Here is a 23,461-nt window from a genome sequence, read left to right on the forward strand (position 1 = left end):
ACAAAAATTATTAAAACCTTTATTATCAGCAGATAAAAAGAGAATTTAATATAATTTATTTTGCGCTTTTTTGATACTTAAATGCGACCATTCCTAAAGGTGGAATTGTTATTTCTGTCGAGTTTTTTCGAGAATGCCAAAGCGCCCCTTCACTAATTAAGGTCTTATTTTTAAAATCTCCTGTTCCAAAAAACGATTTATTATCACTATTAAAAACCTCTATTAAACTTCCTTTTTTAGGCAAACCTATACGATAGTTTTCTAAAGGTACAGGCGTCATATTACAAGCAATAATTACATTGTCTTTTGGTTGATTTCCTTTTCTTATAAAAACAATAACAGAATGCTCTGCATCTCCATAATCTATCCACTCAAAACCATCATGAGAAAATTGCTTTTGATATAAAGCAGGCTCCGATTTATAAAATGTATTTATAGCCTTAATAAACTGATTAATCCCTTTATGAGATTGATATTCTAATAAGTGCCAATCTAGACTAGTTTGAAAATCCCACTCTTCACTTTGACCAATCTCCGCCCCTTGAAACAATAATTTTGTTCCTGGGTGTGTAAACATATAGCTGTATAACAATCTCAGGTTTGCAAAACGCTGCCACTCGTCTCCTGGCATACGTCCTAAAATAGATTTTTTGCCATAAACAACTTCATCATGGCTTAAAGGCAACATGAAATTTTCAGTAAACGCATAGGTTAAAGAAAAAGTGATATCGTTTTGATGGTGTTTTCTATAAATCGGTTCTTTTGCAAAATACTGCAATGTATCGTGCATCCAACCCATCATCCATTTCATCCCGAAACCTAAACCGCCTAAAAAGACTGGTTTTGATACTCCAGGAAATGCGGTGGACTCTTCCGCTATGGTTTGTACATCCGGAAAATTATCGTAAACAGCGACGTTTAACTCTTTCATAAACGCAATAGCATCTAAGTTTTCTCGTCCTCCGTAAATATTAGGTTCCCATTCGCCTTCTTCTCTACTATAATCTAAAAATAGCATAGACGCTACAGCATCTACACGCAATCCATCAGCATGGAATTGTTCTAACCAAAAAATAGCATTACTTATTAAAAAGGATTTAACCTCGTTACGTCCGTAATTAAAGATTAAACTTTTCCAATCTTGATGATAGCCTTTTTTCTTATCAGGATGCTCATACAAGCAAGATCCATCAAAAAAACCAAGACCATGTGCATCTTCAGGAAAATGTGAGGGTACCCAATCTAGTATAATTCCGATGTCATTTTGATGCAGTTTATCGACTAATAATTTAAACTCTTCAGGATATCCAAATCGCGATGTTGGTGCAAAATATCCTGTAATTTGATAGCCCCAACTTGGGTCGTACGGAAACTCCATGATTGGCATCAGCTCTACATGTGTAAAATTCATGTCTTTGACATATTTTACTAAGTCATCCGCCAACTCTACATAAGATAAAAACCGATTCTCTTCAATTTGCTTTTTCCAAGATCCTAAATGCACTTCATAAACAGAATACGGTGCGTCTAGTGCGTTTTTCTTTTTTCGAGATTTCATCCATTTGGAATCCTTCCAACTATAATCGTCTTCCCAAACAATAGATGCTGTATTGGGGTTATGCTCGCAACGTCTAGCGTACGGATCGGCTTTCTCTGTTACAATACCGTTATTATTACTTTGTATTTTATATTTATAGGCACTTCCTTTACCAATATTTGGTATAAACCCTTCCCAAATACCGCTTTCATCCCAGCGCACATTTAGTAAATGTTCGCCTTCCTTCCAATAATTAAAATCTCCGACAACAGACACTTGCTTGGCAGTTGGTGCCCACACAGAAAAATAAGTACCTTCTACTCCATTTATAGTCGTGATATGCGACCCAAACTTCTCGTATAACTTATAGTGCTTTCCAGACTTAAAGAGATTAATATCAAATTCTGTAAATAAACTAAATACTGTTACATCTGCCATATGTTATATTACAAACCCATTAGGTATTATTGCTCCTTTTTTAATAACCACAATACCGTCTTTAATAACGTACGTATCCGTTTCTATATTTTCAAGATGTTTACCACCGTTAATACGGACATCATCTCCAATTCTAGTGTTTTTATCAATAATGGTATTTTTAATAAAGCAACGCTCTCCAATACCCATTAAAATATTTATTTTATTCGATTCTATTTCGGATAAGGATTCATAAGAATCATTTCCCATCATATAGGTGTTAATAATCGTAGTTTCTTTACCTATTCTTGACCGTATTCCAATAACCGATTTTTCGATTTTTGATGCATGTACAATACAACCTTCTGCAATTACCGCTCTATCTAAAGCTGTACCTGATATTTTTGACGTCGGTAAAATCCTTGCACGTGTATAAACACTTTGGTCTTTGTCGTACAAATTAAATTTAGGAATATCATCCGTTAAACCAAGATTGGCCTCAAAAAACGAATCGATATTACCAATATCTGTCCAATACCCTTCAAACTGGTAACTTAAGGTTTTATGTTTCTCTATAGATTGCGGAATGATTTCTTTACCAAAATCATTAGTATCCGGATTACTCATTAATTCCACCAACAACTTTCTATTAAAGATATAGATTCCCATAGATGCCAAATGATTTTTACCTTCTTTTTCCATTTCTGGACTAACTTTAGACGTCCAATCCGGTAATAAGGACGCATCAGGCTTTTCTACAAAAGAGGTAATTACATTTTTATCGTCTGTTTTTAAAATCCCAAAAGACGTCGCATCCTTTGCATTTACTGGAATAGTTGCAATAGAAATTTCGGCTTTAGCCTTAACATGCGCATCTACCATGGCATTAAAATCCATTTGATAAAGTTGGTCACCCGATAATATTAAAGCATATTCAAAATCATGACTTAAAAAGTGATGCATGCTTTGTCTAACAGCATCTGCGGTACCTTGAAACCAACCTTCGTTACCAGGCGTTTGCTCGGCAGCTAATACATCCACAAAAGCAGAACTAAAAAAACTAAAATGATAGGTATTTTTTATATGACGATTTAATGATGCCGAGTTAAACTGAGTTAACACAAACATACGTTTGATATCAGAATTAATACAATTAGAAATAGGTATATCTACCAATCTGTATTTACCCGCAATTGGTACTGCTGGTTTAGATCTAGTTGCTGTTAAAGGGTACAATCTTGAGCCTTGTCCTCCTCCTAAAATGATAGATAAAACTTTATTATTAATCATAGTTATTTTTTTAAAGATTGGTATAAATTGATATATGCGTTTGCTGATACATGCCATGAGTGGTCAATTGTCATGATATGCTTAGTTAGTGACTTAAAGATAGTAGTTTTATGGTATAAATCGACACTTCTTTTAATTGCTTGGTAAATTTCTTCAACGGTAACCTGCTCATGGCTAATCCCAAAGCCACCTTTTTTACTAATATCCACAACCGTATCCTTTAAGCCTCCTATACTTCTCACTACCGGAATAGTACCATAACGTAAGGCGTATAATTGATTTAAGCCACAAGGTTCTACTCGTGATGGCATTAACAAAAAGTCTGCTCCAGCATAGATATTGTGTGACAATTTTTCGTCATATCCAATAAATGTGTTGTAGTAACCTTTATTTTTCGCTTTAAGCTGAAGTAAAGCCGCTTCTGCTTCAGCATTACCCGATCCTAAAACCAAAACACTACAATTTTTATCTTCTAATGCTTTTTCTAAAGCTGAAGGAAATACATCTGCACCTTTTTCGTAAACCAAACGCCCTATAAAAGCAATTAAAGGCTTTGTTGCATCCAAATCAAATGTTTTACAAAGCGCTAATTTATTAGCTAGTTTACCAATTTCGACTGTATTTATACTATAATTCTCTTCTATATAATGGTCTGTTTCTGGATTCCAAACAGCGGTGTCAATACCATTTAAAATACCAACACACTTATTACTTTCATGTTTTAATAAATCTTGCAATCCATTAGCTTCTAACTTTAACTCTTCCATATAACTTGGCGATACCGTTGTTACTCTCCAAGCACATTTAATAGCAGTTGCCAATGGGTTAATACTATTATCCCAGTCTAATAATCCTGTTTTGTTTAGATCAAATTCTGGTATTAAATGTAATTTATCATAGCTAAACCAACCTTGATACTGCGCATTATGGATAGTTGTCACCACAGGAATTGTGTTTAATGTTTTATACCTAAAACTCTCTTGTAGCATAAACGGAATTAACCCCGTGTGGTGATCATGACAATGGATAATTTCCGGTAGTGCTTGTAAAGTCAAAATCCAATTTAAAGTTGCAATTTGAAACGCTAAAAAACGATCCGTATCATCCGTAGAATACACATAATCTTTAAAAAGAAGCTCTGGTATATCCACAAAAAAGGTATTAAAATCTAAAACGTCATCCGTTGTTTTTAATATTTTAAAACTAATTTGAGAACCATTAAAATCTATTTGATCTTTGTAAACAGTAGTAAAACTATTGCTTTGGGTGAATTTATTATCATAAAAAGGCATGATTACTGAAGACGAATGTCCTAACCCATTTTGATATTTTGGTAAGGCGCCTACAACATCCGCTAATCCTCCTACTTTGGCTATAGGATAACATTCTGCGCTAATATGAAATATTTTCATTTACAATAATTTAATTAGAAGTTGAAAAGTTACACTTAAAATTACAAATAGTGAAATGTTATTTTTAAATTAAAATTACGACAGTATTAATTCTATTTTAAGTTTTTAAGATATCTTTAAAAAAAAGAAAAATTATGAAAAATATTGCATTAGTACTCCTAACTTGCCTTTTGTTTAGTTGCAAAAGTGAAGCACAGGAAACAACAAAAAAAGAAACCTTTGAGGTGACTAAAACAGATACAGAATGGAAAGCCGAATTGTCGGATGCTGAATATTATGTATTAAGACAAGCCGGTACAGAACGTCCTTTTTCTAGCGCTTTAAATAAAGAATACAGATCAGGAACGTACCATTGTGCTGCCTGTGACACGCCTTTATTTAAAAGTAAAGATAAATTTGATTCTGGAACAGGATGGCCTAGCTTTGACCAAGAAATAGAAGGTAATGTTGCATTTGGAACTGATACTAAAATTGGTTACACAAGAGATGAAGAACATTGCGGGGCTTGTGGTGGACATTTAGGACATGTTTTTAATGATGGTCCAAAAGAAACCACAGGAGAAAGACATTGTATAAACGGAGTTGCATTAAATTTTAAACCAGATAATGAGTAATTATAAAGTAACAAAATCAGAGGACGAATGGCGTAAAGAATTAACGGATGAGCAATACCGTATTTTACGTAAAAAAGGTACTGAAATGCCGCATACAGGTAAATATAATCTTCATTTTGAAGATGGCGCCTATACTTGTGCTGCTTGTCACCAAAAGCTTTTTAAAAGCAACAGTAAGTTTGAATCTAATTGTGGATGGCCTAGTTTTGACGAAGCAATCCCGGGAAGTGTTACAAACATATTGGATAAAACGCATGGGATGATTAGAACGGAAGTCGTGTGCTCTAATTGTGGTGGACATTTAGGACATGTTTTTAACGATGGTCCAACAGAAACAGGAACACGTTTTTGTGTTAACTCTGCAAGTGTAGATTTTAAAGATGAATAACTACATTACAAGTATAATAAAACAGTTTGATTACTATAAAACTGCTGGAGACAAAACACTCCAGCAGTTATCTTTTGAGGAAATGAATTGGCAATCTCACGACAATTCTAATAGCGTGTCTATTATTGTAAAACATATGGTTGGAAATATGTTAAGTCGATGGACTAATTTTTTAATAGAAGATGGCGAGAAAGATTGGCGCCAGCGTGAACAAGAGTTTGAAGCGACCTACACAAATAAAGACCAACTTATTGCCAATTGGGAAAAAGGATGGCAATGTGTATATGATGCTATAAAACCGCTTAAAAACAAAGATTTAGAGCGTACTGTGTATATCCGTAATGAAAGTCATACTGTAGCCGACGCCATATTTAGACAACTAGGACATTACAGTTATCATATTGGTCAAATAGCCTACATAGGTGTTATTATTAAAAATAATGATTGGCAATCTTTATCTATACCAAAAGGACAATCGGTACAGTTTAATTCAGAAAAATTTAGTAAACCTAAAACTTAGGATTTTAGTTTCTTTTTATAAGGTCTTATTATTAAACGTGCCTCTCTATCAAATCTAATATAGTTGTAGACCCAATTAATAAAAACAACTGTTCTGTTTCTGAATCCAACTAAAGAAAATAGGTGCACAAACATCCACACAAACCAAGCAAAAACACCTTGGAATTTAAAATTAGGTAAATCTACAACTGCTTTATTACGACCTATAGTTGCCATAGATCCTCTGTCTTTGTAAACAAACGGTGTCATTGGTTTTTTATCTAACAGCTTCAAGATATTATCACCTAATAATTTACCTTGTTGTATCGCTGGTTGTGCCATCATTGGATGGCCATGTGGTACACTTTCAGACTCCATTTGTGCGACATCTCCAATTGCAAAAATATTATCAATTCCTTTGACTTGATTAAACTCGTTAACCAAAATTCGATTACCTCTAGAGACAAATTGTTCGGCATCCAATCCTTTTATAGCAGCGCCCTTTACTCCTGCTGCCCAAACTACAGTTTCAGACTCAAACGTTAAGTCGCTATCTGTTGTTACCGTTGTACCGTCGTAACTAGTTACTCTAACATTTTTCCAAACGTTAACTCCTAATTGTTCTAAAAAATCTTCTGCTTTTTTAGAGGCATTTGGACTCATTGTTTTTAGAATAGTATCTCCCGATTGCACTAAATTTATTTGTGCTAACCGCGTATCTAAATCAGGGTAATCCTTTGGCAATATTCCTTTTTTAATTTCGGCTAAAGCCCCAGCCAACTCTACTCCTGTTGGTCCAGCACCAACAATAACAAAACTCATTAATGCATTTCTTCGATTTAAATCAGACGTTAATAATGCTTCTTCAAAATTTTCAAGAATTAAACTTCTTAAATTTAAAGACTGCGGTATGGTTTTCATTTCCATACTATTATCTTCAATAGATTTATTACCAAAATAATTGGTTTTAGATCCTGAAGCAACTACTAAATAGTCAAACTTAAGTGCTCCTATATTTGATTGTATTGTGTTTTTTTCAGTATCTATTTCGGATACTTTTGCTAGTCTAAAATAAAAATTAGGAAAATCTTGTAATACCTTTCTAATCGGGTAAGCTATGGAGTCTGGCTCCAAGCCACCGGTAGATACTTGATACAATAAAGGCTGAAATGTATGATAATTGTGCTTATCCAAAAGTACGACCTGCACTTCTTGTTTAGATAATTTTTTAGCTAACGCAATGCCCGCAAAACCACCACCAATAATTACAATTCGAGGAAAACTAGATTTAGGTATATTCATAATAAAAAACTTGCTGTGCAAAGGTAGCATAAAGTTGTAATTTTTTAAGAATCTAAATTCTTTATTCAAATTTGGTTTCGTAACTTCGTAACTTCTTAAAAACTACAAAAATTAATAGAATGAGTAAATACGATGTAATTGTACTTGGAAGTGGTCCTGGAGGATACGTAGCTGCTATTAGAGCATCTCAATTAGGTTTAAAAACTGCTGTTGTAGAGAAAGAAAGTCTTGGTGGTATATGCCTAAACTGGGGTTGTATTCCTACCAAAGCTTTATTAAAATCTGCACAAGTTTTTGAATATTTAAAGCATGCAGAAGATTATGGTTTATCTGTTAAAGATTATGACAAAGATTTTAATGCTGTAGTTAAACGTAGTCGTGGCGTAGCTGAAGGCATGAGTAACGGTGTTAAGTTTTTAATGAAAAAAAACAAGATTGATGTTATTGAAGGTTTTGGAACACTTAAAACTGGAAAAAAGATTGATGTAGAAGGAAAAGAATATAGTGCAGATCATATTATTATAGCTACTGGAGCGCGCTCTAGAGAATTACCAAGCTTACCTCAAGATGGTAAAAAAGTGATAGGTTACAGACAGGCTATGACATTACCCGAACAACCTAAAAAATTAATTGTTGTAGGTTCTGGTGCAATTGGTGTTGAGTTTGCTTATTTCTATAACTCTATGGGTACAGAAGTAACTATAGTAGAATACCTTGATAAAATTGTTCCTGTTGAAGATGACGATGTATCTAAACAATTAGAACGTAGTTTTAAGAAAAGTGGTATTAAAATTATGACTTCTGCAGAAGTTACTAGTGTTGATACTTCTGGTGATGGTGTAAAAGCTACTGTAAAAACTAAAAAAGGAGAAGAAGTATTAGAAGCTGACATCGTATTATCTGCTGTTGGTATAAAATCTAATATAGAAAATATTGGATTAGAAACTGTTGGTATTGCTGTAGATAGAGATAAAATCTTAGTAAACGATTATTACCAAACTAACATCCCTGGGTACTACGCTATCGGAGATATTACTCCTGGTCAAGCATTAGCACACGTTGCCTCTGCAGAAGCTATTTTATGTGTAGAAAAAATTGCGGGAATGCATGTGGAAGCATTAGACTACGGTAACATCCCTGGTTGTACTTATGCTAGCCCAGAAATTGCAAGTGTTGGTTTAACAGAAAAACAAGCTAAAGAACAAGGTTACGATATTAAAGTTGGAAAATTTCCATTCTCTGCGTCAGGTAAAGCAAGTGCTGCTGGAGCAAAAGATGGTTTTGTTAAAGTAATTTTTGATGCTAAATATGGTGAGTGGTTAGGTTGTCATATGATTGGAGCTGGTGTTACGGACATGATTGCAGAAGCCGTTTTAGGACGTAAATTAGAAACTACAGGACATGAAGTATTAAAAACGGTACATCCACACCCTACAATGAGTGAAGCGGTTATGGAAGCTGTAGCAGATGCTTATGGAGAAGTAATACATTTATAAATCTAAACATTTTAATCTTTAGGACTAAAATCTATTTAGAAAACTACAATACTAAAAAAGTTCCAGAAATTTCTGGAACTTTTTTTATGTTTAAAATATAGATATTATTGTAATAGTTATTATTAAAGACTATAAAAAGCTTTGAATAGCCAATTCATAACTCTGTAATCCAAAACCTAAAATAATTCCTTTTGCATTTGGAGATACAAAGGATTGATGTCTAAACTCCTCTCTTCCAAAAGTATTAGAGATATGCACTTCTACAACAGGTGTCTCTATAGCTTTAACAGCATCTCCTATACCTATAGACGTATGTGTATACGCTGCTGCATTTAAGATTATACCATCATAACTAAAGCCTACCTCTTGGATTTTATCAATTAGTTCGCCTTCAATATTAGATTGGTAATGCTCAATAGCCGCAGTTGGATATTTTGCCTTTATTGTATCTAAAAACTCGGTAAAAGAAAGACTTCCGTATATATTAGGTTCTCGCTTACCAAGTAAGTTTAGGTTTGGTCCGTTTATAATGATTAGTTTTTTCATACTGTAAAAATACAAAAGTTATAGCATAAAAAAACCGAAGCGATTAAGCTTCGGTATTTTTATAATAAAGTTTTATAAACTTAGAACTTGTAAACAACTCCAAAGTTAATATCACTTAAGTCTAATCCAATGTTAAAGCTATCAGTTGATTCAGCACCTGAAAAATCTGGCTTAGTAGTAGAGTATCCTAAAACACCTACAGAAGCTTCGATAGCAAAGTTTTTAGATACGAAATAGCTAATACCAGGAGCAAAAGCAACATCAAATCCATCATACTTAGCATCTGCTAACTTGTCTTCACCTGAAGTATAATCAACTCCTAATTCTGTGAATAAAGAAAATTGGTTAGCTGGAGAAAAGTAATATCTTCCAAAAGCACCAACAGCAAATTCATTTGCATCAACTAAATCTGTTCCATCGTTATCAGAAGAAAAAGAAGTGTAACCAACTTTTAAACCTGCAGCAATGTTTTCAGAAACAAAATATCCAACTTTTGGAGCAATGTTAAATACATTTGAATCAAGATCTCCTGTATTCTCAGTTCCAAAACCAACAGAACCAGAAACAAAAACATCACCTTTTTCGAAACCACCAACAGTAGTCTCCTCTTGTGCATTAACACTTGTAAATCCTAATACTGCGATTGCAGCTGTAAATAATAATTTTTTCATAATTGATATAATTTTAAATCATTTGAACTGCAAATTTAGAAGCTATAAACACCTTCAACAAGTAAATTTTCGTAAAAAAAAAGAGCTAAAAAACAAGTCACTATCAATCACACATTTAGAGTAAAAGTTTAACGTTTTATTTTGATAAAAAGTAGTTAAAAATCTTGTAAAGTCCCGATATCAAAAGGATAGCAACAAAAATACATATTAAACATTATGAAAAAAAAACATGTATTTTAAGCATTATTCTCATCATATTAACACGCTTAGCTTTTATTTTTTATCACAATCAAACTAATATATAAACTATCAGCAATCTGCTCTATTTTCGTCTTTATAAATACTATATTTAACCTCATGAAATGGCATCAAGCACTAACGGATTATTCATTGTATTTAAAAATTGAAAGAGGGCTTTCTGAAAACTCTATTAATAGTTATATTCTTGATGTAAAAAAACTAATAAATTATTTAGAGACTAACACTATCAGCGTTTCACCCATTGACATAGATACGACAACAGTAAAACAATTTATTTATGAGGTTGCTAAACTGTTAAATGCTAGATCACAATCCCGATTAATTTCAGGTTTAAAAGGTTTTTTTAACTATTTAATTTTTGAAGACTACCGCAAAGACAATCCTCTGGATACGATAGACTCTCCAAAAATTGGACGAAAACTTCCGGATACATTAAGCGAAAATGAAATCAATAATTTAATTGAAGCTATTGATTTAAGTCACCCGCAAGGCGAACGTAATCGCGCTATTTTAGAAGTATTGTACAGTTGTGGTCTACGTGTTAGCGAGTTAACTAATCTAAAAATATCTGATTTATTTTTTGATGAAGGCTTTATAAAAGTCACCGGAAAAGGTGATAAACAGCGCTTTGTTCCTATTTTAGAAGACACTCAAAAATATATTACTATTTATAAAAACCAAATACGAAACCATATAAAAATACACCCTGAGCATCAGGATATCCTGTTTTTAAACAGACGTGGTAAGCAACTTACCCGAGCAATGATATTTACTATAATAAAAGGTTTAGCTGTTACCATTGCTTTAGATAAAACAATATCTCCTCACACTTTTAGACACTCATTTGCAACACATTTATTAGAAAATGGTGCTGACCTTAGAGCTATACAACTTATGTTGGGTCACGAAAGTATTACCACTACCGAAATTTATACACACGTAGATCGCAGTCAATTAACCGCAGTAATTAATAATTTTCATCCAAGAAAATAGTTGGGTTTTCTCGATATATTTATTTATATTTGACACAGTCTGAATGATTTAGACGGAATCCCTGAACTAGCTTGATTAAAATTTTACTGTATGTCTGAGTTAATAAATGGTGTTCTGCCAAATCCAAATACGTCCATTCATGAAAATGAAAAGTGGCAATTAGCGTTGCAAATTAGTAAATTGGGTATTTGGGACTATTGCGGAACTTCTGACCGTATTTTCTTTTCTCAACCGTCTAAAGCTCTAATTGGATTTGAAGATAATGACGAATTTGGTAATAACGCCACAGATTGGAACAACCGTGTACATCCAGATGACAGAGCGCAATATTATAACGATTTTCAAGACCACTCCAAAGGACTAAAACCTATCTACGAGAATAAGCACCGTGTTTTGCATAAAGATGGATCCTACCGCTGGATTTTGGATCGCGGTAAAATTGTTGAAAAAGATAAATCAGGAAAAGCATCTAGAATTATTGGTACACACGTGGACATCACTGAATATGTTGAAAACGAAGAAAAGATAATAGACACCTTTAACCTTGTAGTAAAGCAAAATAGTAAACTTCAAAATTTTGCACACATTGTTACTCATAATTTAAAGCAACATGCTGGTAATTTTGAAAGTCTGTTAGGGTTATATGAAGAAGCAGATACCGAAAGTGAAAAAACAGAAATGTTAGATTACTTAAAAACACTTTCTCAATCTTTATCAAAAACAATTACCGATTTAAGTGAAATTGTAACCGTACAATCTAAAGAAAAAACTTCAATACATAAACTATTTGTATTTAATGAAATAAATGCTATTCTAAAGGATTTAGCATATTTTATATCAGACAATAATGCAATAGTGACCAATAACGCTAGCCCTAGTTGTTATGTCCATTTTAATACCTCTTATTTTCAAAGTATAATACAAAACTTAATTAATAATGCGGTTAAGTACAAACATCCAAATCGTGAACCTAAAGTAACTTTAACATCTCAAACTATAAATGATATTTTAGAAATTAAAATAGCAGACAATGGTATTGGTATCGATTTAGAAAAATTTGGTAATGCCATTTTTGGACTCTACAAAACGTTTCATAATAACGATGACTCTGAAGGAGTTGGCTTATATCTTGTTAAAAATCAAATTGAAGCTTTTAATGGTACCATTACAGTGTCTAGTGTTGTCAATTCTGGTACAACCTTTACCATTACTATCCCGAACAAACAGTTTTAAAGTTATTCCAAAAAAAACCAAAAGCAATTAAACGGTAAAACACGCAGTTAATCTAATTAACTGGTGTTTAATCGATGTTAACATTTCTACAAACACAAAAATCCTCAAATTAATTCTTGTATCAGATATTTGCACTGTAATGTATTAATATTTAGAGAAATGGAACAGATAACGGAAGAAAACACTCTTGAAAACCAGAAATGGAAATTCGCTTTAGAAAACTCAGGAATTGGAGTTTGGGATTGGAATGCAAAAACTAACGTTGTCATTTACTCTAAAGAATCAAAAAAAATTATAGGTTTTAAAGATGACGAAATAAGCTCTGAAGCATCAGAATGGGATAATCGTGTACATAGAGAAGATAGAGCCGATTATTATGAAGATTTTAATGATCATATTACAGGTATAAATTCAAACTATGTTAATATACACCGCGTCTTACATAAAGATGATACTTATAGATGGATCTTGGATCAAGGTAAAATAATTGAGCGCGATACCGCTGGTAATCCATTAAGAATAGTTGGTACACATACAGATATTACTAAACAAAAAGAAGCTGAATTATCATTAAAAAAATCAATTGATGTTATTACTGATCAAAATAATAAATTGAAAAGTTTTGCACATATTGTTTCTCATAACCTAAAACAACATGCTGGTAATTTTGAGAGTATCTTAAAATTTCACGAAGAGGCAGATTCTGATGCTGAAAAACAGGAAATGGTTAGACACTTAAGAACTGTTTCTAAATCTTTATCAAAGACATTAAATAGTCTAAGTCAAATTGTTACACTTCAGTCTAAAGAAAGTATTAGAGATAAAAATATCAAAATAGGTAAAGAGGTAAATGCTGTTATAGAAGAACTTACTTTTATAATTTCAGAAAGTAGTACTATAATTTATAATAATGTTAGAAGCAACTGTAATGTCTACTTTAGTGCTAGTTATTTACATAGTATTCTGCAAAATTTAATTACTAACGCTATAAAATACAAACATCCTGACCGTAACCCAGTAATAACTATTGATTCTGATTGTATTGATGATGATTTAGAATTGACGATTAGTGATAATGGAAAAGGTATAGATTTAGAGAAATTTGGTAAAGATATTTTTGGGTTGTACAAAACGTTCCATCATAATGAAGATGCAGAAGGTGTAGGCTTATACTTGGTCAAAAATCAAGTTGAAGCTTTTGGAGGTACAATCTCCATCGATAGTAAAATAGATGTCGGTACAACGTTTAAAATACGAATTCCCAATCATAAAAAAATCCAGCTATAAGCTGGATTTTTTATTTATAAATAGTTTTAGAATTTACTTAGCAATATTTACCGCTCTAGTTTCTCTAATTACTGTAACCTTTACTTGACCAGGATAAGTCATATCTGTCTGTATTTTTTGAGAGATATTAAATGATAAGTCTGATGCTATTTGATCAGTTACTTTTTCACTTTCTACAATAACACGTAATTCTCTACCAGCTTGTATAGCATAAGCCTTTTTAACTCCGTTAAATCCAAAAGCAATTTCTTCTAAATCCTTTAAACGCTGTATATAACTGTCTAATACTTGACGTCTAGCACCTGGACGTGCTCCTGATATAGCATCACAGACTTGAATGATTGGAGATAATAACGATTTCATCTCTATCTCGTCGTGGTGAGCTCCAATAGCGTTACACACTTCATCTTTCTCGCCATACTTTTCAGCCCACTGCATACCTAAAATAGCATGTGGTGTTTCCATATCTGCTTCTGCATCTGGCACTTTACCTATATCATGTAATAATCCTGCACGTTTTGCTAATTTTGGATTTAAACCTAGTTCTGCTGCCATTACACCACATAATTTTGCGACTTCACGCGAGTGTTGTAATAAGTTTTGTCCGTAAGAAGAACGATACTTCATACGTCCTACCATTTTTATAAGTTCTGGATGTAATCCATGAATACCTAAATCGATAACTGTACGTTTACCAACTTCAATAATTTCTTGTTCTATCTGTTTTTGTGTTTTCTTAACAACTTCTTCAATTCGTGCTGGATGAATACGACCATCCGTTACTAATTTATGAAGTGACAAACGTGCTACTTCTCTTCTAACAGAGTCAAAACATGATAAAATAATTGCTTCCGGTGTATCATCAACAATAATCTCTACACCTGTCGCTGCTTCAATTGCACGAATATTACGTCCTTCACGACCAATAATACGTCCTTTAACATCATCACTTTCAATATTAAATACAGAAACACAATTATCAACCGCTTCTTCTGTTCCAATACGTTGTATCGTATTAATAATTATTTTTTTAGCGTCTTGCTGAGCTGTTAATTTAGCTTCTTCCATTTTATCTTGGATGTAAGCCATAGCATCACTTTTTGCTTCACCTTTTAAAGACTCTACTAATTGAGATTTAGCTTCGTCTGCAGACAGACTAGAAATAACTTCTAATTGCTCTACCTGGCTTTTATGCAGTCTATCTAGCTCTTCTTGTTTTTTATCTAAAACATCAAGTCTATGATTGTAGTCTTTTACTTTTACTTCTATATCAGTATTTAGCTTTTTGTTTTTAGATAACTCACTAGATACCTGAGACTCTTTATCTCTAACACGTTTTTCTGTGTCAGCCATTTTTTTGTCACGACTTAAAATAACCTTTTCGTGCTCTGCTTTAAGCTCTAAAAATTTTTCTTTTGCTTGAAGTATTTTATCTTTTTTGATACCATCACCTTCTACCTTAGCTTCTTTGAGAATAGCTGCTGCTGATTTTTTAGCACCTTTGATAAGCTTTGATGCGTTATTGCGCTCTAATATTTTAGCGACTATAAAGCCTATTATGGCTCCGATTGCAATACCTGCTATAATTAAAATTGTTTTATCCATTTTTGATTGTTTATATATAAAAAAAGCCTACACTAATTTGCTTTTGTATAAACTCCTTAAAAACAAGTTTAGGGCTAACAAGCTGATCAATAATCTACCTAAATAGTAATAAATCACTATTAGCAGCACGCTTTTACAGCTTAAAACTCACCCTTTTTAAAGAATTAACGTTGAGTTTATCAAAAAAATAATTAATGTAGGCAGTAACCTAATATTCTATGTTATATGAACGTATTATAAACTAAGATGTGATTGTAACATATCATTTAAAGCTTCTAACTTATCCTGTACATGTTCCGTCACATGGTCTTTATCTAGTGCCTTCTGTTCTACTTGACTTGCAAATTGTAAAGCACACATGGCTAATACATCTTGCTTATCCCTAACAGAGTAGCTTTGCTCGAACTTGGTAATCATAGCCTCAATCTTCTTTGCTGCTAAACGCAGTCCTTCTTCTTGACTAGGTGCTATAGTTAACGGGTAGACTCTATTTGCTATAGATAACTTTATTTTAAGCGTGTCTGCCATAAAAACTATATAAACTTTAACTTGATAATTGACTTATACAATGGTCAATCTCTCTTATTAATGTATTTATTCTGAGCTTTGTTTCTCGTTTATCATTGTCACTGCCAAGTATTGTGTTAGCCATTTTTAAAGTGTTATACTTTTCTTGCCAAGTTTCTAATTCTAAATCCTTTGCAACACTTTTAGATTGGGATTGTTCTAAAGCCTTTTTAAGCTTTTCGTTTTCTAGTTTTAAAATCTCTTGCCTATGTAAGACTTTTTTAATTTTACCTTCTAGAGCATCAACAATGTTTTCAATCTTACTCATGAACTAATACTATACTTATCTCACAAAGTTAATCAAACCTTAACACAATACAATTAATTTTTGATAATTTTTTAAACCGCCTTTAATTATGCTCATTATCAATAGTATGGCTTAGTCTTTGATTTTACTTTGGTATTTAAAACCTTATTTATACTTTAGCCGTAATCAATATTTTATGCGATATACACTTTTATTACTCATTTTTATTTCAACTTTTGGCCAAGCACAAAGCATTTACCCTCAAGACTATTTTAGATCTCCTTTGGATATAGAACTGGTGTTATCCGGTACTTTTGCTGAGTTAAGAAGCAACCACTTCCACTCTGGTTTGGACATTAAAACTAAACAAAGAGAAGGTTTAAACATTTATGCAACTGCTAGCGGTTATGTTAGCCGAATTAAAGTATCACATTACGGATATGGTAAAGCTATTTATGTGACGCATCCTAATGGTTACGTTACAGTACATGGGCATTTACAACGCTTTTCTGATAAAATTGAAGCGTATGTTAAACAACGTCAATATGCAGAAGAAAGTTATGAAATCGAGTTATTTCCCGATTTAAACGATTTGGTAGTTACAAAAGGTGACGTTATTGCTTATTCTGGGAATACTGGTGGTTCTGGTGGTCCTCACCTTCATTTTGAGATTAGAGATAACCAAGAACGTCCAATCAATCCATTGCTTTTTGGTTTAAAAATTAAGGACTCCAAAAAACCGACAGTTAGTAGTGTTTATGCGTATCCAATTAACGACTTATCTCATGTAAATGGTTCTAACCAAAAGCAAAAAATTAGACTTATCCCTTTAAAAAACGGGGATTATAAAACCGAAGACTTGACAGGTTACGGTAAAATTGGTTTTGCTATTAATAGTATTGATAGACACGATTTAGCTGCTAATAAAAATGGTGTTTATAAAATTGAAACGTTTTATAATGGCATGCAAAATTTTACAATCGATTTTAAAAAGTTTTCGTTTAACGAAACAAAACATCTTAATAGATTAATTGACTACAAACATTATAAGGATAAAAAGGAACGTCTTCAAAAGTTATTTAAAGACACCAACAATCCTCTAAGCATGTATGATAATATAATTGACGATGGATATTTAATTATCTACGATACCGTTTCTAATGTTTATAAAGTAAAAATTACAGATTTTGATGGTAATGAAACTAGTATAAATATTAATATCAAAGGAGAAAACACACAACCTACAGATATTGTGGATCGTTTTACTTCGCCTTATTATATTAAATCAGAAGAAGTAAATTTATTAGAAGATCAAAATATAAAAGTAGAAATCCCGAAACAGACCTTTTACGAAGACTTTTTTATGGATTATAAAGTTAGTGGTGACACATTAAAGCTTCACGAAAACAATCTTGCGGCTAAAAAGTATTTTACTATATCTTATGATGTTAGCAATTATAGTGCTGAAGATTTAAAACAAATGTACATTGCTAGATTAGTGGGTTACAAAAATTATTTAAGCTACTCCTCTACTATCAGAGAAGATAATACATTACTAACGAGGACCAAAAACTTGGGGACGTATTGCTTAGCAAGAGACACTGTAAATCCCACAATAACACCTGTAAGTTTTAAAGATGGACAATGGTTAAGTAAATACCGTTTTTTGAAAATCAAAATTGATGATAAAGAAACCGGTATTTCTAATTACAGAGCGTCCATTAATGATGAGTGGATTTTAATGGAATATGACTACAAAAAGAAGACCTTAACATACGATTTTAACGATAAAGTCGTTACTGGTACTAAGAACAATTTAAAAGTTATTGTTACAGATAATGTAGGAAATAGCACTACATTTGAAGCAAGCTTTTTTAGAAAATAAAACAACTACCCTTGGACAAACCTAACTACACCATAAAACTATTAGCCTTTTTATTCCCTCTGTTCTGTTTTGCACAAACCGGAACAATAAAAGGTGTGATTTTAAACGAATTGAACCAACCAGTAGAAGCCGTAAATATTAAGAGTGGAGCGTTTGGCGGACAAACCAATCAAAATGGTTTTTTCGAAATTAAAATTCCGGCTAACACAGATGTAAAAGTTATTTTTTCTCATGTATCACATAAAAACATAACGGCTACTTTCAACTTAAAAAATGGTGAAAAATTAGAGTTTAATCCCGTCTTAAAAGAAAACGTAGAACAAATTTCGACCGTTGTCATAAATGGTCGTAAAAGAAAAGATGTGGAAGGTATTGTTAATATTGATCCCGCTACATTAACAAAAATCCCAGGTGCACAAGCTGGTATTGAAAATTTATTAAAAACGCTACCTGGTGTTAGTAGTAATAACGAGTTAAGTACACAGTATTCTGTAAGAGGTGGTAATTTTGACGAAAACCTAGTATATGTTAATGGCATTGAAGTGTATCGTCCTTTTTTAATACGTTCTGGACAGCAGGAAGGATTAAGTTTTGTTAATTCGGATTTGGTTCAAAATGTAGATTTCTCTGCTGGAGGATTTCAAGCCAAATATGGAGACAAATTATCTTCTGTTTTAGATATTACTTATCGTAAACCTGTAGACAATAGCGTAGCTGTAGACGCTAGCTTATTAGGCGCTAGTGTAGCTATAGAAACTACTAGTAAAGATTCTAAATTTACAGGTATCGTCGGACTACGCTACAGGGACAATAGCTTATTGGTTAACGCTAAAGAAACGGAAACTAATTTTAAACCAACCTTTGCAGATGTGCAAAGTTATTTAACGTATCAATTTACAGATAAATTAGAAGTCTTCTTTTTAGGAAATGCTGCACTTAATAAATATGATTATACGCCATTAACTAGGCAAACAAATTTTGGAACCTTAGATAACCCACAAGCGTTAATTGTGCAATATCAAGGTCAAGAAAAAGATAAATACCAAACCCTTTTTGGTGCTTTAAGTGCTAATTATGATGTTAATGACGATTTATCGCTAGCATTAGTCACGTCTACTTATCACACTACAGAAGAAGAATACTTTGACATTTTAGCACAGTATGCTTTAGGGGAAGTTAATAGTAATATTGGAGATGAAAATTTAGGTGAAGTCGAATTTGCTGAAGGTATCGGAAGTCAACTAAATCACGGGCGTAACGATTTAGATGCTTTAATCACGACAGTGGAAGCAAAAGGAACGTATACTAAAAATGAAAACGAATTTAAATTTTCAATAAAATATACCAATGAGGATATTAGAGATAGATTGGTAGAATGGGAAGTAATTGATTCTGCCGGGTTCTCAATAAATCCTCCAAGATCAGACGCTTTTAATAATCAACCTTATGAGCCTTACGAAGGTCCTCTAGAAGCTTATCAGGACGTTAGAGCACGAAACAACACTACAATAGATAGATTGCAAGCATATGTACAATGGAGCAAGCGTAGCACCATTGGAGCACATGATGTATGGTATAATGCCGGCGTTAGAAGCCATAGTTGGACTGTTAATGATGAGGCTACAAACCAAAGTGTATCTCAAAATGTTTTTAGTCCCCGTGCACAATTTGCTATAAAACCAAACTGGGATAAAGACATGCTATTTAGATTTAGTGGTGGTTTATATTACCAACCTCCTTTTTACAGAGAATTACGTAATCAAGAAGGTATTGTCCAAGCAGATGTAAAAGCTCAAAAATCCATACACTTAGTATTAGGTAACGATTATAGTTTTAAAATGTGGGACAGACCCTTTAAACTAACTAGTGAAGCCTATTATAAAAAACTAACAGATGTTAATCCATATACTTTAGAAAACGTACGTATTAGATATCGTGCTACTAATAATGCAGAAGCGTATGCTTACGGTTTAGATTTACGTTTAAATGGCGAATTTGTACCTGGTACAGAAAGCTGGTTTAGTTTTGGATATTTAAAAACAGAAGAAAATATTAATGATCAAGGTTTTATAGCAAGACCAACAGATCAACGCTTAAAATTTGCTGCATTGTTTCAGGATTACGTACCAAATATCCCTAGTATGAAAATGTATTTAAACTTAGTTTATAATACAGGACTTCCAGGAGGATCACCAAGTTACGCCGATCCTTACGTGTTTCAAAATAGACTTCCTGACTATAAACGTGCTGATATAGGATTTCAATTTGTTGTAGTAGACGCAGACAAACAATTTGACAGTGGTTGGAAAAAAGCGTTTAAAGAATTGTCTTTTGGATTTGAAATCTTTAACGTGTTTGATGTCCAAAACTCAATAACCAATACTTGGGTTAGAGATGTGTACAGTAAACGTCAGTATGCAATACCTAATTATTTAACGCCACGTGTTTTTAATGTCAGAACTACAATGCGTTTTTAGAAGATAAAAACACTCCATCCTAAAAAAACAACACTTGAGTAAAACAAAATTACAGAAGCCTTAAAATAAGTATAAGTTTGGGTATCTAACAACCCAAAATTATGTCTTATACTATTTTAATGTACCTTCATTTAGCCACTATACTTCCTGCTTTTGTTTTAGGAACACTTAGTTTTATACTAAAAAAAGGAACAGTAACTCATAAAATAATTGGTCGGATTTATATGATTTTAATGCTATTAACAGCATTCATTACTTTATTTATGCCCTCTTTTATTGGCCCTCAATTATTCAACCATTTTGGTTGGATACACTTATTTAGTTTCCTAACTATTTACACTGTACCAACTGCATACACCGCGATAAAAAAGGGAGATGTAAGGCGTCATAAAATAAAAATGATTGGCTTATACGTTGGCGCAATGCTAATAGCTGGTGCTTTTACTTTTGTTCCTGGGCGTTATATGCATACCTTATTTTTTACCTAATATAAAGATTAACAGATCCTTGACAATCTAAAGTATCTTAGCACCTATCTTTGTAATAAAAGCTATGTTTGGATTATTTAAGAAGAAAAGTGAGTTAGATAAACTTCAAGATAAATACAAAAAATTATTAGAAGAGTCGTTTAAATTATCAACTACTAATAGAAGTGAGAGTGATAAAAAACAAGCAGAAGCACAAGTTGTATTAGAGCAAATAGAAGCGCTTCAAAAAAATTAAACTACTATTGCTTTGCTTCTAAGAAAGTCTAAACTTGTTTTGTTAAACAATAACGGTTGTTCCACATTAACCACATGTCCACATTTTTCAACTACATATAATATTGAAGATGAATGCGATTTTACTATATCCTTTATGGATGGTAAAAACAAATGATCCTCTGCTCCCATGACGTAAAGTGTTGGGATTTGAATATCCTTTGCTCTAAAAAACCGAAGTAAAGGGTTGATCTCAGAGGTTAACTTAAACCATCTGATAAACTCTTTTTGATATAGTTTTTTAGCTTCGTTAACAAACAAAGATCTTGACTTTTTATGATTTTTTTTCGGCATTATAATAAATGCAAAAAAACGATACAATAGCATATAAGGCACTACACTTTTAAAAATAACACCTAACTTAATCAAGATTTGAGACCTAACATTAAGTTTCATTATAGCACCTCCCATTATCATACTTTGTACGCGTTTGGGATGTTTTTCGGCTAAATTTCTTATTAAAATGGTTCCTAAAGAAATACCAACAAAATGTGACATTTCAATCTTTAAATGATTGATAACCTCAAGAATATCATTAGTAATAGAATCAAAAGTATATTTAGAATTAAAGGTGTCTTTTAATCTAGGCTTGCTATTTCCGTGACCACGAAGGTCCAAAATAAGCACATTAAATTCTGCTTTAAAATCTCTAATTTGCTTGTACCATATGGAACTGCTCCCTCCTGCTCCATGGACAAAAGTCACCCATTGATTAGAATTAGCATTTAAATATGTAGAGTAGTTTAGCAAATATTTTTTATGAGTTACAAAAATACGATATAAAAAGACTTAAATATATTCTTTTAACACCTCAATAACATAATCTATTTCTTCTGTTGTATTATACTTACTAAAAGAAAAACGTAAAGACGGTTTTTGCATATCATCATCACTTAAAATTTGAGATAATACATGACTTCCTTTAGAGCTTCCACTTTGGCAAGCACTTCCTTTAGAACATGCAATTCCTTTTAAATCTAATTGAAAAAGTAATATCAATGCTTTTTCTGGCGCAATTGGTAGGCAAGTATTTAAAACAGTATATGTGCTTTTTTCAAAATCGGCACTACTACCATTAAATCCTACACCAGGAAAATTAGTTTCTAGTTGCTTTATAAAATATGTTTTAAGCGTTGTGATATATGCTTTTTCTTCTTCTAGATTTTGGTAAGACAATTTTAAAGCCTCTTCCAATCCAACAATATTATGCACTGCTTCTGTCCCTGCGCGGTGTCCACGTTCTTGTTCTCCTCCAAAAATTAAAGGTTTTAAACCTGAATTTTTTCTAACAAATGCAAACCCAACTCCTTTTGGTCCATGAAATTTGTGACCACTTACTGCCATAAAATCTATCGGGATTTCTTGTAAATCCAATTTATAATGTCCTACAGACTGTACAGTATCACTATGGAATAATGCTTGGTTAGACTTACACATATCAGCAACACGCTTGATGTCTAATATATTACCAACCTCGTTATTAACATGCATTAAACTAACTAAGGTTTTTTCTGATGCTTGTAATAATTGCTCCAAATGCTTATAATCTACATGACCATCTACATCTAAATCTACATAGTTGATGGTAATATCGTACTCACGTTGTAATTGTTGTACGGTATGCAAAACTGCATGGTGCTCTATTCTTGAAGTAATAATATTTTTTACACCTAAATCTCTAACCGCACTTAATAATGCTAAGTTATCAGCTTCCGTACCACCTGATGTAAATACAATTTCTGACGCAGATACATTTAAAAGCTTAGCTACTGTTTTTCTAGCTTGTTCAATCCATGCTTTAGCAGAACGTCCAAAACTATGCGTCGAGGATGCATTACCATAACACTCTTGCATAACTTTAGTCATTTTAGCTATAACTTCTGGTCTTATCTGCGTAGTGGCAGCACTATCAAAATATACTGGTTTCATTGCGTTTATTGCTATTAAGAAGCACAAAAATAGTTTAAATAAAAT

At 32.6% G+C, this 23,461-nt stretch carries 22 protein-coding genes and 1 other RNA gene; 11 read left to right on the forward strand and 12 right to left on the reverse strand.

Features of this window, described 5'->3' with window-relative positions; all coding sequences use genetic code 11:
- Nucleotides 1-55: 55 nt before the first annotated feature.
- Genes glgB through BMZ09_RS06115 form a run of 3 tightly spaced genes read right to left on the reverse strand, consistent with a single transcriptional unit; the run spans nt 56 to nt 4,656 of the window.
- Entirely contained in the window at nt 56-1,975 is a 1,920-nt protein-coding gene (gene glgB / locus BMZ09_RS06105) for a 1,4-alpha-glucan branching protein GlgB (protein WP_090838548.1), read from the reverse strand.
- Between the two features lie 3 nt (nt 1,976-1,978).
- A complete protein-coding gene (locus BMZ09_RS06110) occupies nt 1,979-3,244 on the reverse strand; it encodes a glucose-1-phosphate adenylyltransferase (protein WP_090838550.1) in 1,266 nt (421 codons plus the stop codon).
- A gap of 2 nt (nt 3,245-3,246) precedes the next feature.
- Nucleotides 3,247-4,656 (reverse strand): glycogen synthase, encoded by a 1,410-nt coding sequence (locus tag BMZ09_RS06115; RefSeq protein WP_090838552.1) that lies wholly within the window; start codon nt 4,654-4,656, stop codon nt 3,247-3,249.
- Between the two features lie 134 nt (nt 4,657-4,790).
- On the opposite strand from BMZ09_RS06115, the gene msrB (BMZ09_RS06120) reads away from it, so the two are divergent.
- Genes msrB (BMZ09_RS06120) through BMZ09_RS06130 form a run of 3 tightly spaced genes read left to right on the forward strand, consistent with a single transcriptional unit; the run spans nt 4,791 to nt 6,178 of the window.
- Nucleotides 4,791-5,270 (forward strand): peptide-methionine (R)-S-oxide reductase MsrB, encoded by a 480-nt coding sequence (gene msrB / locus BMZ09_RS06120; RefSeq protein WP_090838554.1) that lies wholly within the window; start codon nt 4,791-4,793, stop codon nt 5,268-5,270.
- Nucleotides 5,263-5,658, forward strand: coding sequence for a peptide-methionine (R)-S-oxide reductase MsrB (gene msrB, locus BMZ09_RS06125; protein WP_090838555.1), 396 nt, complete (start codon nt 5,263-5,265; stop codon nt 5,656-5,658). The genes msrB (BMZ09_RS06120) and msrB (BMZ09_RS06125) overlap by 8 nt, the downstream gene beginning before the upstream one ends.
- Nucleotides 5,651-6,178, forward strand: coding sequence for a DUF1572 family protein (locus tag BMZ09_RS06130; RefSeq protein WP_090838557.1), 528 nt, complete (start codon nt 5,651-5,653; stop codon nt 6,176-6,178). Before msrB (BMZ09_RS06125) ends, BMZ09_RS06130 begins: the two co-directional genes overlap by 8 nt.
- Here BMZ09_RS06130 and BMZ09_RS06135 read toward each other — a convergent pair.
- A complete protein-coding gene (locus tag BMZ09_RS06135; protein WP_090838559.1) occupies nt 6,175-7,458 on the reverse strand; it encodes an NAD(P)/FAD-dependent oxidoreductase in 1,284 nt (427 codons plus the stop codon). The genes BMZ09_RS06130 and BMZ09_RS06135 overlap by 4 nt on opposite strands.
- A gap of 119 nt (nt 7,459-7,577) precedes the next feature.
- Here BMZ09_RS06135 and lpdA point away from each other — a divergent pair, with 119 nt between their 5' ends.
- Nucleotides 7,578-8,954: a dihydrolipoyl dehydrogenase gene (gene lpdA / locus BMZ09_RS06140; protein WP_090838561.1), complete on the forward strand. Its 1,377-nt coding sequence runs from the start codon at nt 7,578-7,580 to the stop codon at nt 8,952-8,954.
- Between the two features lie 129 nt (nt 8,955-9,083).
- Here lpdA and aroQ read toward each other — a convergent pair whose 3' ends face one another.
- The gene (aroQ, locus tag BMZ09_RS06145) at nt 9,084-9,500 is read right to left on the reverse strand and encodes a type II 3-dehydroquinate dehydratase (RefSeq protein WP_090838563.1); all 417 of its coding nucleotides are present in this window, start codon (nt 9,498-9,500) and stop codon (nt 9,084-9,086) included.
- An 80-nt stretch (nt 9,501-9,580) separates the two neighbouring features.
- The gene (locus tag BMZ09_RS06150) at nt 9,581-10,171 is read right to left on the reverse strand and encodes an outer membrane beta-barrel protein (protein WP_090838565.1); all 591 of its coding nucleotides are present in this window, start codon (nt 10,169-10,171) and stop codon (nt 9,581-9,583) included.
- A gap of 357 nt (nt 10,172-10,528) precedes the next feature.
- Between BMZ09_RS06150 and xerD the strand changes: the two genes are divergently transcribed.
- The 3 genes from xerD to BMZ09_RS06165 all read left to right on the forward strand — a co-directional run bounded on the left by xerD (nt 10,529) and on the right by BMZ09_RS06165 (nt 13,945).
- Nucleotides 10,529-11,425 carry a site-specific tyrosine recombinase XerD gene (gene xerD, locus BMZ09_RS06155; RefSeq protein WP_090838567.1) on the forward strand — a complete coding sequence of 299 codons (897 nt, stop codon included), beginning with the start codon at nt 10,529-10,531 and terminating at the stop codon, nt 11,423-11,425.
- 90 nt (nt 11,426-11,515) lie between these two features.
- A complete protein-coding gene (locus BMZ09_RS06160) occupies nt 11,516-12,658 on the forward strand; it encodes a sensor histidine kinase (protein WP_090838569.1) in 1,143 nt (380 codons plus the stop codon).
- A 159-nt stretch (nt 12,659-12,817) separates the two neighbouring features.
- Nucleotides 12,818-13,945 carry a sensor histidine kinase gene (locus tag BMZ09_RS06165; protein ID WP_090838571.1) on the forward strand — a complete coding sequence of 376 codons (1,128 nt, stop codon included), beginning with the start codon at nt 12,818-12,820 and terminating at the stop codon, nt 13,943-13,945.
- A 33-nt stretch (nt 13,946-13,978) separates the two neighbouring features.
- Here the strand turns inward: BMZ09_RS06165 and rny are convergent, their stop codons facing one another.
- From rny to BMZ09_RS06185, 4 genes are all read right to left on the reverse strand, one after another.
- Nucleotides 13,979-15,550 (reverse strand): ribonuclease Y, encoded by a 1,572-nt coding sequence (rny, locus tag BMZ09_RS06170; protein ID WP_090838573.1) that lies wholly within the window; start codon nt 15,548-15,550, stop codon nt 13,979-13,981.
- A 49-nt stretch (nt 15,551-15,599) separates the two neighbouring features.
- Nucleotides 15,600-15,726: non-coding RNA, 6S RNA (gene ssrS / locus BMZ09_RS06175), on the reverse strand.
- 58 nt (nt 15,727-15,784) lie between these two features.
- Nucleotides 15,785-16,078, reverse strand: coding sequence for a cell division protein ZapA (locus tag BMZ09_RS06180; RefSeq protein ID WP_090838575.1), 294 nt, complete (start codon nt 16,076-16,078; stop codon nt 15,785-15,787).
- Between the two features lie 16 nt (nt 16,079-16,094).
- Nucleotides 16,095-16,385, reverse strand: a complete 291-nt coding sequence (locus BMZ09_RS06185) for a hypothetical protein (protein ID WP_090838577.1) — start codon at nt 16,383-16,385, stop codon at nt 16,095-16,097.
- A gap of 175 nt (nt 16,386-16,560) precedes the next feature.
- On the opposite strand from BMZ09_RS06185, the gene BMZ09_RS06190 reads away from it, so the two are divergent.
- The 4 genes from BMZ09_RS06190 (at nt 16,561) to BMZ09_RS16045 (ending at nt 21,449) form a co-directional block, all read left to right on the forward strand.
- On the forward strand, nt 16,561-18,249 hold the full coding sequence (locus BMZ09_RS06190; protein WP_090838578.1) for a M23 family metallopeptidase: 1,689 nt from the start codon (nt 16,561-16,563) through the stop codon (nt 18,247-18,249).
- Between the two features lie 11 nt (nt 18,250-18,260).
- Nucleotides 18,261-20,726 (forward strand): TonB-dependent receptor, encoded by a 2,466-nt coding sequence (locus tag BMZ09_RS06195; RefSeq protein WP_090838580.1) that lies wholly within the window; start codon nt 18,261-18,263, stop codon nt 20,724-20,726.
- A 101-nt stretch (nt 20,727-20,827) separates the two neighbouring features.
- Nucleotides 20,828-21,214, forward strand: a complete 387-nt coding sequence (locus BMZ09_RS06200; RefSeq protein WP_090838582.1) for a DUF2306 domain-containing protein — start codon at nt 20,828-20,830, stop codon at nt 21,212-21,214.
- A gap of 64 nt (nt 21,215-21,278) precedes the next feature.
- Complete coding sequence (locus BMZ09_RS16045) at nt 21,279-21,449, forward strand: Lacal_2735 family protein (RefSeq protein ID WP_143067789.1); 171 nt, start codon at nt 21,279-21,281, stop codon at nt 21,447-21,449.
- On the opposite strand, the gene BMZ09_RS06205 is transcribed toward BMZ09_RS16045, so the two are convergent.
- Together BMZ09_RS06205 and BMZ09_RS06210 are read right to left on the reverse strand one after the other, a co-directional pair.
- The gene (locus BMZ09_RS06205; protein WP_090838584.1) at nt 21,446-22,237 is read right to left on the reverse strand and encodes an alpha/beta fold hydrolase; all 792 of its coding nucleotides are present in this window, start codon (nt 22,235-22,237) and stop codon (nt 21,446-21,448) included. The two genes, BMZ09_RS16045 and BMZ09_RS06205, sit on opposite strands and share 4 nt — an antisense overlap.
- Nucleotides 22,238-22,276: 39 nt before the next feature.
- Complete coding sequence (locus BMZ09_RS06210; RefSeq protein ID WP_090838586.1) at nt 22,277-23,416, reverse strand: cysteine desulfurase family protein; 1,140 nt, start codon at nt 23,414-23,416, stop codon at nt 22,277-22,279.
- Nucleotides 23,417-23,461 lie beyond the last annotated feature (45 nt).

The sequence above is a fragment of the Olleya namhaensis genome (genome assembly GCF_900114005.1).
In the GTDB taxonomy this organism is placed as follows: Bacteria; Bacteroidota; Bacteroidia; order Flavobacteriales; family Flavobacteriaceae; genus Olleya; species Olleya namhaensis.

Excerpts from the sequence above, each read along its gene's own strand:
- BMZ09_RS06165 (WP_090838571.1), top strand. The coding sequence starts at position 12,818 with ATGGAACAGATAACGGAAGAAAACACTCTTGAAAACCAGAAATGGAAA.
- BMZ09_RS06150 (WP_090838565.1), bottom strand. The coding sequence starts at position 10,171 with ATGAAAAAATTATTATTTACAGCTGCAATCGCAGTATTAGGATTTACA.
- glgB (WP_090838548.1), bottom strand. The coding sequence starts at position 1,975 with ATGGCAGATGTAACAGTATTTAGTTTATTTACAGAATTTGATATTAAT.
- BMZ09_RS06160 (WP_090838569.1), top strand. The coding sequence starts at position 11,516 with ATGTCTGAGTTAATAAATGGTGTTCTGCCAAATCCAAATACGTCCATT.
- BMZ09_RS06210 (WP_090838586.1), bottom strand. The coding sequence starts at position 23,416 with ATGAAACCAGTATATTTTGATAGTGCTGCCACTACGCAGATAAGACCA.
- xerD (WP_090838567.1), top strand. The coding sequence starts at position 10,529 with ATGAAATGGCATCAAGCACTAACGGATTATTCATTGTATTTAAAAATT.
- BMZ09_RS06190 (WP_090838578.1), top strand. The coding sequence starts at position 16,561 with ATGCGATATACACTTTTATTACTCATTTTTATTTCAACTTTTGGCCAA.
- BMZ09_RS06135 (WP_090838559.1), bottom strand. The coding sequence starts at position 7,458 with ATGAATATACCTAAATCTAGTTTTCCTCGAATTGTAATTATTGGTGGT.
- msrB (WP_090838555.1), top strand. The coding sequence starts at position 5,263 with ATGAGTAATTATAAAGTAACAAAATCAGAGGACGAATGGCGTAAAGAA.
- rny (WP_090838573.1), bottom strand. The coding sequence starts at position 15,550 with ATGGATAAAACAATTTTAATTATAGCAGGTATTGCAATCGGAGCCATA.
- BMZ09_RS06110 (WP_090838550.1), bottom strand. The coding sequence starts at position 3,244 with ATGATTAATAATAAAGTTTTATCTATCATTTTAGGAGGAGGACAAGGC.
- aroQ (WP_090838563.1), bottom strand. The coding sequence starts at position 9,500 with ATGAAAAAACTAATCATTATAAACGGACCAAACCTAAACTTACTTGGT.
- BMZ09_RS06115 (WP_090838552.1), bottom strand. The coding sequence starts at position 4,656 with ATGAAAATATTTCATATTAGCGCAGAATGTTATCCTATAGCCAAAGTA.
- BMZ09_RS06180 (WP_090838575.1), bottom strand. The coding sequence starts at position 16,078 with ATGGCAGACACGCTTAAAATAAAGTTATCTATAGCAAATAGAGTCTAC.
- BMZ09_RS16045 (WP_143067789.1), top strand. The coding sequence starts at position 21,279 with ATGTTTGGATTATTTAAGAAGAAAAGTGAGTTAGATAAACTTCAAGAT.
- BMZ09_RS06130 (WP_090838557.1), top strand. The coding sequence starts at position 5,651 with ATGAATAACTACATTACAAGTATAATAAAACAGTTTGATTACTATAAA.
- msrB (WP_090838554.1), top strand. The coding sequence starts at position 4,791 with ATGAAAAATATTGCATTAGTACTCCTAACTTGCCTTTTGTTTAGTTGC.
- lpdA (WP_090838561.1), top strand. The coding sequence starts at position 7,578 with ATGAGTAAATACGATGTAATTGTACTTGGAAGTGGTCCTGGAGGATAC.
- BMZ09_RS06200 (WP_090838582.1), top strand. The coding sequence starts at position 20,828 with ATGTCTTATACTATTTTAATGTACCTTCATTTAGCCACTATACTTCCT.
- BMZ09_RS06185 (WP_090838577.1), bottom strand. The coding sequence starts at position 16,385 with ATGAGTAAGATTGAAAACATTGTTGATGCTCTAGAAGGTAAAATTAAA.